Here is an 11,700-nt window from a genome sequence, read left to right on the forward strand (position 1 = left end):
CTCAGAGTCCGATGCGGAAGTGCCGCGACGGCACCGTCGCCCAGCGCTTCGCGCCGAGGTACCGGTAGATCCCGACGTCGCGGACACGGACCGGCGGTAGCGCGAACCGCGGCACGATGAGCGCCAGGTGCCCTGCGCAGGCGATCATGGGGTGCGCGCGATCGGATCCGCTCTGCCGCGCGCCGCCGGGGTGGGTGTGGACGTCGGCGACGACGGCGAGGCCGGTCGCCTTGCAGAGGTCCCACAGCCGGCCGAAGTAGCGGCCGTCGAAGTGGACGATGCCAGTGTCTAGGCAATGCGGGTCAAGGTCGTCGTAGAGGACGAACATCGAGATCCGCGCGCGTCCATCGTCGCGGTGGCCGAGGAGGAACGCGCCGCTCTCGTGCATGCCGCCGCCGCGAGCGCGCAGTCCGGCGAGCAGGCGCCACCAGAGGAACCACGAGCACGAGAGCTCGTGATCAGCGCTGAGCAGGCGGCGCATAGTCCCGAGAGTTGAGAAGCTCATGGACGAGCTCCAGGTACTGGGCGATCCCGTCGGCGGGCCGCCAGATCTTCGAAGGCATCTGGGTGCGCCAGTGGTCGTGTCCCTGGATGGACTCGCGATCGCACGGCAGGTACAACGCCGAGCCGCCCTTCCAATCGGTGCGGAACACCGCACCGACGCGGCCGCCGTGGCTCTTCGGAAAGAGGTGGTGCGCGAGCGGGCCGTTGCGGTCGACATCCCAGAGGCCGGCGGTCGGCGGCGCCGCGGGGAACCCGGACAGCTCGAAGCGCAGCGTGAACATCCGGTCGTCCCTGGCCCTCACCGCGATGAGCGCGCGCGGCCAGGTGATCGTCGACAAGTGCCACCGGCCCTCGACCTCCGCGAGCTTGAACGCGGGCCGGGCGACGTCGGCGCGGAACGCTCGCTCGTCGGGCAGCATCAGATTGCCGAGCCGCCGTTGACGCGCTCGTCGGGCACCAGGTCGAAGGCGACGCGACACGCGGGGCACTTCGCGAGCGTCCCGATGTGCGTCGACGGCGTCGGCCGGTCGTGGGTGCCGGAGATCTGAAGGACGTGCTCGCCGGCGTCCTCCTTGGACATACCGAGCTGCTGCGCCGCCCAGCGCTTGACCCGCGCCACGGTCGCGCCCGGCCCGAACTTGTGCTCGATCATTCGCCCGGCGAACGCGACGGTGACGCAGACGCGGCGGCAGCGGTGCAGGTGCACCTTGACTCCGGCTGGCGTCGCGATCGCGCCGACCGTCTTGGTCTCGTCGACGTCGCCGTCGTCGTCCTCGGCGAAGAGCGAGGCATCGTCACTGATGCCGTGCTTGGCCGTGATCCGCGCCTTCAGCGCGCCGAGCGTCTCGTCAGGGGGGGCCGAGATGTGCTGGATCTCGGGGACGCCCTCGACCTGGTAGAAGATGTCGATGTCGTTCATGTCGTGCCTCGGTGTTGGTCGCCAGCCGCGTGCTGGTTCGTCCCTCACCAAGGCAATCGCCATGACGACGCCAACCCGGAAACGCGCGGATCGTTTTTTCTTCAGCCCACCGACAGCTTGCCGGGCGGCACGGTCGGACAGATGAAGAAGTGCGGGCACTGCGGGCAGCTGTACGCGTCGGACGCGGGCGGGAGGTCGCCGGCGCGGATCGCGGCAAGCGCGGCGGTCGAATCAGTCGCCGCCCTGTCGATCGTCTTCGCGGGTAGCTCGATCGGCTGCCGCTTGTCGTCGGTCAGGTGGACGGCCTCGACGACGTAGCTTGGCCCGCCCCGCGCGCGTCCGGCGAGGTGATAGAGCTGGTAGTCGAGCTGCTGCTTCTCGCTCGTGCGCTGGTATCCGGTTCGGACCCGTCGGAGCACGAGGCCGCCGTCGGGGCGCCGCGCCAGCTCATCCGGCTCGACGATCAGCCGCTCACCATCGAGGTCGACCGCGATCGCCTCCGGTGAGTCGAAGCGTAGATCGTCGGCGGAGGTGCACAGCGCCCGAATCAAGCGCACGGCGAGTGCGCGGTAGTCGGCCTCGAACGCGTGACCGACGGGGCCGCGCTCGGGCCACACCCGGTCGAGTTCCCGCAACGCCTCAGACTCGCCGACCGCGGGATCGACGCGCGCGGACGCATACCAGCGGACGATCTCGTAGATGCAGTCCTCGGTGCGGCTGTACGCCGTCGGTACCCGCTTCGTCCCGACCTCGAGGACGTGCGAGTAGAAGAACCGACGAGGACAGCGGTGGTACGAGCGCAGCTTGGAGTCGGAGACGCTCCAGTCGTCGCTCCAGGCGATCTCCAGTCTCGTCGAGGTTGCGTCCGAGGCCGCCGCTGACTCCGCGATCGACAGGTCCTCGGCGATGCTTTCGAGCCAGGGAAGAAACCGCGACTGGTTGCGCTTGTTGCCGTTCGCCTGCTTGCGCGCGGCGTAGAGCCTCAGGTGGGTACGCGCGCGGGAGGCCGCGACGAAGAACAGGCACTCCTCCTCCTCGTCCGCCTGCGCGGGCGTCGCGCCTTCGATCAAGCCCGGCGGCGGCGGGCACGGCGACGTCCGGTTCCTGGCGGGGAAGCTGTCGACCGTCATGCCCGGGATGTGGACCGCCTCGAACTCGAGACCTTTGCTGGCGTGGACCGTCATCAGCCGGACGGCGTCGATGTGCAAGGCTGCGTCGGGCACCTGCCGAAGATCGCGCTCCTCCGCGAGCAGCACCATCTGCCGCACGCGCGTGAGGGCTCGCCAGATCGGTGGGCCGTGCGACGCCGGGATGCCCTGGCGCAGGAAGTTGAGCAGCTGCCAGATCGCGATCGCCCTCATGCGATCGGCCGGCGCCGAGCTCACGGCGAGTTCAACGAGCATGCGCGTCCGATCGAGCAGGTAAGTCGTGAGGACCTGCCACGGCTTGTCGCTCGTCCCGAACCCGTCGAGATCCGACGCGACTCTGGCGAGGGCGGCGCGGCCAGGCTCCGACAGCGACGCCTTCGCTGCGGCGGCGGCGAGGCGCGGCGCGACTGGCTCCGGCGCCTCGCGCAACCAGTGCAGCGTCGCGCGCAGGTCCTCGATCGAGAGACGGTACCGCGACATAGCGCCGACCCGAACCAGCCCATCGCCCATGCGATCCGTCACGAGCGTGAGGAGGCTGAGGAGATCGCGGACCTCGGGTCGCTCGAAGATGCTGCCGAGATAGAGGACCGGGATTCCGGCCGCCTCGAGCGTCGCCGAGACCTCATTGAGCCGGCGGTTCGTACGACACAGCACCGCCTGATCGCGCAGCCGGATCCCCTGCGCCTCAAGCTCGCGCACGCTCGCGACGATCCCGGCAAGCTCGTCCGTCGGTGTTTCGTACCGCCGGATCTGCGGCTGCACCCCCTGTGGGCCGCGCACGGCGTCGAACGCGAGCTCGAGCATGCCTTGCGACGCCCCCATGTTCCGGGCGACAGCCATCAGCGTTTTCACGAGCTCGTCGGACGAGCGGTAGTTGATTCCGAGCTGGTCTGTTTTCGCGCTCGGGTAGTCGCTGGAGAACCGGGACATGTTCGCCGACGATGCGCCCCGGAACCGGTAGATCGACTGCCGAGAGTCCCCGACGACCCACAGCGCCTGTCCGGAGCCCGCCACCATCCGCAGGAGCAGCGCGCTCGCGCGGTTCATGTCTTGGTACTCGTCGACGAGCACGTGTCGATGTCGCTGCGCCACCGCGGCTGCGATCGCGGGTTCGCTCTCGAGAAGCAGGGCCGGCCGCATCACCAGGTCGGCGAAGTCCAGCGCGCCGTGTTTCGCGAGCGTCCGCTGGTAGAGCTCGTAGACGCGTGCGACCTCGAGTGCCTTCTCGCCGGCTTCGCGCGCGTCGTCGTCGGTCGCGGTGTCGACCATCAGCTGCGCCAGCTCGCGGTATCGCTCCGGGCCGGCGAGTTCGTCCTTGGCCCGCGAGATCGCGCCGAGCATCTCCCGCAGCTCGCGTGCGGGATTCCAGAGGTCGCGGTAGTGGCTCAGGCCGAGGATCGGCAGTAGCTCCTCCAGCAAACGGATCCCATCGCTGCGATCGAACAGCACCGGGTTCTGCGGCAAGCCGAGCCGGTCGTGATAACGGCGCACGAGATCCAGGCCGAACGCGTGAAACGTGCCGATCCACAGGAGCGCCGACGCATCGCCCGCCTGCGCTGCGACCCGGTCGGCGACCTCCCCGGCGGCGCGGTTTGAGAAGGTGAGGATCGTGATCGTGGCGGGATCGACGCCCTCGGTGAGCAGGCCGAGCACGCGATTGACGAGTGTCCGGGTCTTTCCAGTCCCCGGGCCGGCCTGCAGCAGAAACGGCGATCCGCGGTGTGCCGCGGCGCGATCTTGCGACGTGTCTTCGCGCCGCGGACTCACCTTTTTCGGCGCCTCAGCGGCGACGGCCGGGAGAAGCAGCGCATCGAGCAACTGCTGACGGACGAGGTCGACCGGGAGGTCGAGCTTTTCCGCGATCGTGAACGCCGAGAGACCCCCGTCGATATGCAGACGCCGGGCGTGCGCTCGCGGCAGGAGCAGCTCACGGGCGAACACGTTGGCTTGCAATTCGCGGCGTTCGCGGCCGCCGTAGTCCTCGACGCGCTGCAGGCCGATCGGAGCCGCTTCCGTCGACAGCGAGGCGTCGATGTCGGAGGGTGCGCAGGCCGTCGTGCTCGCGTGCACCCGGACGTGCCCGATCTCGTGCGCGACGCGCATCGCGCGACCGGAGTCGTCTGCGTCCGTCGCGCAGAGGATCAGGCCGCTCTGCTGATCGAAGCAAGCGCGCGCGCCCTTGAGCTGCGGTTCGTCGGGATCGACCCACACGACTTCCAGCTCGAGGTGTCGGGCCGCGGCCTCGACGACATCCATCGATCGTGTGGCGTCACAACTCGCTTCGCGCAGCTCCGCGCGAAGCGCCACCGCAGCCGCCCGTATGGTCTCGAAGGCGTCCATCAGAGCGACAGAAGGTGGCGTTGCTGCTCTTCGGTGAGCTTCGAGCTCTTCACTGCGTCCGCGAACGACTGCCGGCGCGACGCCTCCGGCTTCTGCTCCGACAGGAAGCGCATCTGATCGGGGATCGTGGCCTGGCCTGCCAGGTACGCCGCGATCACCGGCTCGGAGACCTTCATCGCGTCGGCCATCTTCACGCGGAACGCATGCGGGATCGTCTCGGGCTCGATAGTCCGGTCGCGGACCTTGCTCAGAAAGAAGGCGTTCACGCCGAGCTCGGAGGCGAGCGCGCGGAACTGACCTGGGCTGAATGGCGCGAACAGATCCGGGCCCGACCCGTCGCGCGCCGGCTGCTCCTGCTTCACCTCGTACAGCCGGTTGTGCAGCTGGCTCAGCGCCCTCGAAATCGCGGGGCTCGTTCCGGTCGTAGAAGGTTCGATTCCGTCGTCGACATCCGCGGCGATTGCCATGGCGGCGAGCTCGGCGGCGAAGTCAGTGATCTCCTCCGCGTACTGCGGGTACCGGCGAAGGTACTCGCCGACGACCTTGGCGTCGGGTTTCTCGCTGGTCAACGCCATCTCGTGCAGCACGTCATCCAGCGAAACATCGTGCTTCGTTTTCGTCATGGCTTCGTCTCCAGCGTGGCGAGCCGCGCGAGCGCGGCATTGATGCGGTTGCGGATGGTGCGGCCCTCGACTCTGTAGATCTTCGCGAGCGTGACCTCTGCTGGGTCGTTGGACTCGACCTTGACCTCGTTGCCGAAGCGGAGGAAGAGCAGCTTGCGGTCGTCGGGTGCCAGCCGGTTGAACAGCACCATCTGCTCCTTCCGCAGCACGGTCGGTTCCTGCTCCCCATCGACCTCGAGCGCGCCTTCGACCGGCTTGCGCACCGGGTTGTCGGGATCGGCGGCGACGACCTCTCGCTCTCGGCGACGCAGGCACTTGCGAGCGATCGTCGTCCAGAGCCGCAGGAACGCGCTCTCGAAGCGGCTCTCGAAGAAGTCGAGCCGGTAGCCATCGGTGCCGGTCTCGTCCTCCGCGACGAGGTTGCCGAGCTCCGAAAGCGCATCGGCGCGGATATCGACGGCATTCGGATAGGTATCCGGGACCTGATGCGCGAGAACCTCTTCGCAACGGCGCGCGAGGATCGTGAACAGCTTCGAGAGAGTCGTCTGGTCGTCGACGCGCTTGGCGTCGCGGATCAGGTACACGAGCGCCTCCTTCGGGAGGAACCCCGGGGCCTTCCGGTCGAGGATCTCGGCGCGTGCGAGCCGCGTTGTGGCGTCGAGCGCGAGCGCCTCGTCGATCGCGGCCTCGATCTCGGGCGGCCTCGTATAGGCGCTGCCGTCCGTCGTACATTTTCGAAGGGGGCGAGCCACGGAACCTCCGGGGTGTCTCCATCTTCGTTGATCGCCGCGGCGCGCCCAACCCGGAAACAGAAAGAGCAGCAACCGACGAGGATGGCGGCCTTCGAGACATAGGGCGCCATGATTGACTGTAACCCAGCACACAGGGATGGCCGTCGTTCGACGGTTCGCTCACGCTGGTGCCGCACCTGCGAGCTCGAGGATCGGCACGCCGGACTCGCCGAGCTCGTGCGCAATCGCGGCGGCGAACTCCTCGCGCGCGGCGGGATCGCCGTCGCGTGAATGCTCGCTGCGCTGCGCCGACGCAACGGGCGCGCTGTGCGAACAGGTCCGCGGCAAACGGCTCGTCTCGCGCTCCCGGGAGCCTACGCCGTGCTGGGGGTTGTTGGGATGACCTTCTCCGGGTTCTGCGGCGCTGCCGCAGTGCTCGCCTCCACCCCGTGGAGACCGGCGTGGATTGCCCCACTCCATAACCCCGTTCCGGTCGTGGCTGGGCTCGCGGCGTTCGTCGCGCTGTCGCTCGTCCTGGTCGTCGGCTGGGCGCGGATCCGAATCGACGTCGATGAGAAGGGCGCACGCGGAGTCGACTCCATGTTCCGCGCGTTCTCCTTCGAGTGGACCGACGTTCGCGCGGTGCGCGCGAGCCCGACGGTTCGCTGCTGGGTCCTCGAGCTCGCCCGAGGCACGGTCGTCCGGATCTCGTTCGACATGATCGATGCGCCGGTCTTCGCGGCGTTGTTGCTGCGTCATGCCCGCCGGGCCGCGACCGCTGCGGTGCGTGCGACGCTAGAGCGAGCCACGGACGCGAAGCTCTGATCCTCAGCTCGGCGCGAGATCTTTCGTCAGCTCGAACGACGCCGCGTCGCACGTGATCTCGACGACGGGTTAGTACTCCCACGCGCTGGTGAACGCGAACGCGACACGCGCACCGTCGGAGCGCGGAGCGTCGCGATCGACCCCGGCGGGCGCGTCGCCCTCGCCGATCTGCAGGAGCCCCGCGACCTCCGCCGGCGATCGGTCGACTACGCCGATCACCCCGCCGAAGCGGAGTACTACGTGCTCCTCGCGCCAAGTCGTCGTCACCACCTCGGCGATGTCGTCGTGTCGCCGTACCGCCAGCAGGTGCGCGTCGGCGAGATCGAGCCATCGATCCTCGCGCGGCGTGGCGGGCACCGATCTCTCGGCGATGGCACTCACCGCGTTCGGTCCTTCCCGAGCGCGATGCGCAGCTGGCGCAGGCGCGCCGACGCTTTCCCGGGCCTGACCTATTGAGCCCTTCTCTCGCGCGCGGGGCGCTACGCTCCGCGCTCGAGATCACGATGATCCACAACGACGTCCTACGCAGCGTTCGGCACATGCTGAACGTCAGCGAGTTAACCATCGCCACGATCATCGAGCTCGGCGGGCTCGAGGTCCCGCTCAGCGAGGTCGCCGGTTACCTCTCAAGGAGGACGAGGTCGGCTATCGCGCGTGTCCCGACGCCGTCATGGCGCACTTCCTCGATGGGCTGATCATCTATCGACGCGGCAGGAACGAGATGATCGCAGCCAAGCCGATCGAGACCCCGGTCACCAAACAACACGTGCTGAAGAAGCCGCGCGTCGCCTTCGAGCTCAAGGACAGCGACATGCTCGCGATCATGCAGGACGCGCAGCTCCCGGTCTCGAAGCACGAGCTGAGCGCGCTTTTCCGCAGCCCCGGGCTGGGGAACTACCGCCCGTGCGGTGATCAGTTCCTGCGGAGATTCCTCAGGTCGTTGACGAACCGCGTCCGCGGGTGATCTACGCGATCACGATCGGTGACTCGTCAGCGAGCTCGCGCTCGCCGTGCTCACGGAGCCGCGCACGTTAACCCCAGAGTGCGTCTCGGTTGATCCGTTGCGCGACATCGATCGCGGTGATCTGCTTGGCCGATGGCTGAGGCTTATCCGATCGAGCTCCGAGAACGGGTCGTTCGCGCGTACGAGGCGGGCGAGGGCAGCGCGGCGGCGATCGCGCAGTGGTTTCAAGTGGGAGAAGCCACCGTCAAACGGTGGCTGTGGCGAAAGCGCGACGAAGGCCACGTCCGACCGACGAAGAAAGCGGGCGGCACGCGATCGGCGATTGCGCGCGAGGAGATCGACGCGATCGTGGAAGAGCTGAAGGACGCGAATGCGGTGGAGATCGCGGCGGCATACAACCGAGGTCGCCGCGGCTCCGCGCGCGTCCATGTCTCGACGATCAAGCGCGCGCTGCACCGGTTCGGCTACGTGGTGAAAAAAAGCGCAGACGGCCGCTCGAGGTTCGTCGCCCCGACGTCGTCGAGAAGCGCGCCGCGTTCCTGAAGCGCGTTCGACGCATCCCCACCGAGCGGCTCGTCTTCCTCGACGAATCCGGGATGAACCTGTCGATGAGTCGCAGCCACGCGTGGGTGAAGCGAGGCGAGGAAGCAATCGACCGCGTGCCGATGAATTGGGGGAAGAATCTCACGCTGCTCGGAGCGATTCGTTGGGACGGCTGGGTCGTGCTGACCACGATGTTCGCGTCGACGAACGCGGACCGGTTCGTGGAGTGGGTCGCGAAGAAACTTCTTCCGAAGCTCCGACGCGGCGACGTGATGGTGATGGATAACCTCAGCGCGCATCACGATCCGCGCGTCGTGCCTCTGTGCCGTGAGCGCGGCGTTCGGGTGCTCTATCAGCCGCCTTACTCTCCTGACCTCAATCCGATCGAACCGGCCTGGGCGCTTCAGAAGCAGCACGTCCGACGCCACGCACCCCGTACCGCTGATCACCTCCGGCGAGTCGCGCGCCGCGCCAGATACCGCGTAACGCCGCGCCACTGCCGAAGCTGGTTCACTCACGCCGGATATCCGGCTCCCATCAGGTGATCGGTGGGGTTAGGGCTCGCCGGCGCCAGAGCCACCATCGCCTGGCGCCGTCGACGGCGTGATAAGGGGAGCGTATGAGATCGCTCGTTCCACGATCTCCTCTACGGACATCTCGCGTTCGGGCCAATAGATGAGATCGAATATAGCCGGATGAGCAACAGCGCGCGTCAGCCAATCCTGGAGCGACTGCAGTTCTTCCTCGGTCCCACGAGCCTCCTGAAGCCGGCGTACGACATCAGCGATCTCAGCCTTGCTGGGGCATTCAGTACACCGTCATTACGTCAAACCGGGAGAAGGGCACGTCAGTAGTGACACGTGGGATCGAGCACTTCGCGATGGTATCGCGGCGTCACAACCAGGATGTTGTCGCGATCGTAGACGCCATCGCCATGCTGGATCGGATCCGAGATGATGAAGAACATACGTGCGCTGCCCCGCCCAACTGCTGGGCCGTGGCGGCGATGGGAGCTGCGCCATCGCGCATCAGGGACCGGTTAGCTGCGCCTGACGAGGCGTACGTCGGGCGCGAGCTCGACCTTCGATCTCGCCTCGCCTCCGCACATGCTGACGCGCGACGAGCGCGTCTCTCCGCGAACCGCGCCGTCTCGTGCGCGACCTGCGCGCTGCCACCATCGGCCGTCGATAGCGCTCCATGACATCCTCGCGGCGCTCGTCCTCGTCGGCATTTCGAGCGCCGTTCAACTGCAACGCCGGAGCACGGGCAAGCTCTCGCACGGAGCACCGCTTGATTGCTTTGCCGTCGCTCCGAGACTGAATCGCTCAGGAACCACTCCGGACGAGCATTTCGCCTTTCGCCGGGAACAGCCCGAGCCATCCGACCGGCAAGCCGCCGGCGCGATACACTTGCGCAATACGGGCAAGGTAGGCGGCACCGCCCTCAACGTCCGCGACCGCTCTGTCCGCGGAAAGCGCGTGGAGCAACAGCATTTGAAAATCGCAGTACACCTCTCCGGCAATGCCCGGCTCGCCGCCTTCTTCCTCCACACGCCGATGCACGAACGTATCGAGCTTTCTAACCCCACCGATCACCTGAGTGGAGCCGAGTATCCGGCGTGGGTGAACCAGCTTCGGCAGTGGCGCGGCGTTACGCGATATCTGGCGCGGCGCGCGACTCGCCGGAGGTGATCAGCGGTACGTGGCGCGTGACGTCGGACGTGCTGCTTCTGAAGCGCCCACGCGGGCTCGATTGGATTGAGGTCAAGAGAGTAAGGCGGCTGATACAGCACGCGAACGCCGCGTTCGCGGCACAGCGGCACGACGCGCGGATCGTGATGCGCGCTGAGGTTGTCCATCACGATCACGTCACCGCGTCGGAGCTTCGGCAGCAGCTTCTTTGCGACCCAGTCCACGAACCGGTCCGCCTTCGTCGATGCGAACATCGTGGTCAGCACGACCCACCCGTCCCATCGAATCGCACCGAGCAGAGTGAGATTCTTCCCCCAGTTCATCGGCAATCGGTCGATCGCCTCCATGCCTCGCTTCACCCAAGCGTGGCTGCGACTCATCGACAGATTCATCCCGACTCGTCGAGGAAGACGAGCCGCTCGGTCGGGATGCGTCGCACGCGCTTTAGGAACGCGGCGCGCTTCTCGACGACGTCGGGGCGACGAACCTCGAGCGGCCGTCTGCGCTTTTTTTCACCACGTAGCCGAACCGGTGCAGCGCGCGCTTGATCGTGGAGACATGGACGCGCGCGGAGCCGCGGCGACCTCGGTTGTACGCCGCCGCGATCTCCACCGCATTTGCGTCCTTCAGCTCTTCCACGATCGCGTCGGATCTCCTCGCGCTCGATCGCCGATCGCGTACCGCCCGCTTTCCGTGTCGGTCGGACGTGCCCTTCGTCGCGCTTCCGCCACAGCCACCGTTTGACCGTGGCTTCTCCGATTTGAAACCGCCGCGCGATCACCGCCGCGCTGCCCTCGCCAGCCTCGTACGCGCGAACGACCCGCTCTCGGAGTTCGATCGGATAAGCCTCAGCCATCCGCGAAGCAGATCACCTCGATCTACGTGGAGCAACGGATCAACCGAGACGCACTCTGGGGTTAAGCTCCGAAAAATGCACTCGCGCCATGCAGCTGAATCCTCCGCGGAGTACTGCGCCCGCTTGCATTTACTCAGCAGCCGCGACTTGTTGTCGGAAAACGACATCTCCGGCCCAAACAGAGATGCATGGCGATCGTCCGAGTACTCCGTCATTTCGGCTCGCGCGCTGTCCAGCGTCATGACGCGCGGCGTGACCCCGGGCAGTGCTGCCAGCGCGCGGACGTCTCCACGAAGGAAGTTGTTGGACCGCACGAGGGTCTCCAACTCACGGCAACGCTCATCGAAGAGAGTGGTGGTGTTCACGCCCCGTGGCTCCACGTTGGACGCGAGAGGGGCGGGTCACCGCCGACGATCGCTCACAGGCCTGAGATAGCACATTGAACCAGGCCTCGGCGGCGCCAGGACCGTCGTACATGTCGAGCTCGGCCGCAAACCCGATGTGCGCATTCTCTTGGATCGGTGGCCGAACGCCAGACGAGGCGTATGCAGGGCGC

At 67.2% G+C, this 11,700-nt stretch carries 13 protein-coding genes and 2 pseudogenes; 4 read left to right on the forward strand and 11 right to left on the reverse strand.

Annotated features, from left to right (window positions below; all coding sequences use genetic code 11):
- Position 1: 1 nt before the first annotated feature.
- From I5071_RS27780 to I5071_RS27805, 6 genes are all read right to left on the reverse strand, one after another.
- A complete protein-coding gene (locus I5071_RS27780) occupies positions 2 to 481 on the reverse strand; it encodes a hypothetical protein (RefSeq protein WP_236515930.1) in 480 nt (159 codons plus the stop codon).
- Entirely contained in the window at positions 459 to 923 is a 465-nt protein-coding gene (locus I5071_RS27785; protein ID WP_236515931.1) for a DUF7665 family protein, read from the reverse strand. The genes I5071_RS27780 and I5071_RS27785 overlap by 23 nt, the downstream gene beginning before the upstream one ends.
- Positions 923 to 1,423 (reverse strand): hypothetical protein, encoded by a 501-nt coding sequence (locus I5071_RS27790; protein WP_236515932.1) that lies wholly within the window; start codon positions 1,421 to 1,423, stop codon positions 923 to 925. The genes I5071_RS27785 and I5071_RS27790 overlap by 1 nt, the downstream gene beginning before the upstream one ends.
- A gap of 101 nt (positions 1,424 to 1,524) precedes the next feature.
- Complete coding sequence (locus tag I5071_RS27795) at positions 1,525 to 4,911, reverse strand: ATP-dependent helicase (RefSeq protein WP_236515933.1); 3,387 nt, start codon at positions 4,909 to 4,911, stop codon at positions 1,525 to 1,527.
- Entirely contained in the window at positions 4,911 to 5,534 is a 624-nt protein-coding gene (locus I5071_RS27800; protein WP_236515935.1) for a hypothetical protein, read from the reverse strand. The genes I5071_RS27795 and I5071_RS27800 overlap by 1 nt, the downstream gene beginning before the upstream one ends.
- Complete coding sequence (locus I5071_RS27805; protein ID WP_236515936.1) at positions 5,531 to 6,286, reverse strand: hypothetical protein; 756 nt, start codon at positions 6,284 to 6,286, stop codon at positions 5,531 to 5,533. Before I5071_RS27805 ends, I5071_RS27800 begins: the two co-directional genes overlap by 4 nt.
- 378 nt (positions 6,287 to 6,664) lie before the next feature.
- Between I5071_RS27805 and I5071_RS27810 the strand changes: the two genes are divergently transcribed.
- Complete coding sequence (locus I5071_RS27810) at positions 6,665 to 7,090, forward strand: hypothetical protein (RefSeq protein ID WP_236515937.1); 426 nt, start codon at positions 6,665 to 6,667, stop codon at positions 7,088 to 7,090.
- A gap of 69 nt (positions 7,091 to 7,159) precedes the next feature.
- Here the strand turns inward: I5071_RS27810 and I5071_RS27815 are convergent, their stop codons facing one another.
- Positions 7,160 to 7,471, reverse strand: coding sequence for a hypothetical protein (locus tag I5071_RS27815; RefSeq protein WP_236515938.1), 312 nt, complete (start codon positions 7,469 to 7,471; stop codon positions 7,160 to 7,162).
- Between the two features lie 122 nt (positions 7,472 to 7,593).
- Here I5071_RS27815 and I5071_RS46860 point away from each other — a divergent pair.
- The 3 genes and pseudogenes from I5071_RS46860 (at position 7,594) to I5071_RS27835 (ending at position 9,142) form a co-directional block, all read left to right on the forward strand.
- A pseudogene (locus I5071_RS46860) lies at positions 7,594 to 8,054 on the forward strand (DUF1456 family protein).
- 132 nt (positions 8,055 to 8,186) lie between these two features.
- A complete protein-coding gene (locus I5071_RS27830) occupies positions 8,187 to 8,597 on the forward strand; it encodes an IS630 transposase-related protein (RefSeq protein WP_236515942.1) in 411 nt (136 codons plus the stop codon).
- Positions 8,594 to 9,142 carry an IS630 family transposase gene (locus I5071_RS27835; protein ID WP_236607684.1) on the forward strand — a complete coding sequence of 183 codons (549 nt, stop codon included), beginning with the start codon at positions 8,594 to 8,596 and terminating at the stop codon, positions 9,140 to 9,142. The genes I5071_RS27830 and I5071_RS27835 overlap by 4 nt, the downstream gene beginning before the upstream one ends.
- 780 nt (positions 9,143 to 9,922) lie before the next feature.
- Here the strand turns inward: I5071_RS27835 and I5071_RS27840 are convergent.
- The 4 genes and pseudogenes from I5071_RS27840 to I5071_RS47050 form a co-directional block, all read right to left on the reverse strand.
- Complete coding sequence (locus I5071_RS27840; protein ID WP_236515944.1) at positions 9,923 to 10,192, reverse strand: hypothetical protein; 270 nt, start codon at positions 10,190 to 10,192, stop codon at positions 9,923 to 9,925.
- Entirely contained in the window at positions 10,189 to 10,680 is a 492-nt protein-coding gene (locus tag I5071_RS27845) for a transposase (protein WP_268921151.1), read from the reverse strand. Before I5071_RS27845 ends, I5071_RS27840 begins: the two co-directional genes overlap by 4 nt.
- 52 nt (positions 10,681 to 10,732) lie before the next feature.
- A complete protein-coding gene (locus I5071_RS27850) occupies positions 10,733 to 10,927 on the reverse strand; it encodes a hypothetical protein (RefSeq protein ID WP_236515946.1) in 195 nt (64 codons plus the stop codon).
- A gap of 13 nt (positions 10,928 to 10,940) precedes the next feature.
- A pseudogene (locus I5071_RS47050) lies at positions 10,941 to 11,144 on the reverse strand (IS630 transposase-related protein); the annotation flags it as partial.
- Positions 11,145 to 11,700: the final 556 nt, after the last annotated feature.

Origin of the sequence: Sandaracinus amylolyticus, assembly GCF_021631985.1 — a bacterium.
Classification (GTDB): domain Bacteria; phylum Myxococcota_A; class Polyangia; order Polyangiales; family Sandaracinaceae; genus Sandaracinus; species Sandaracinus amylolyticus_A.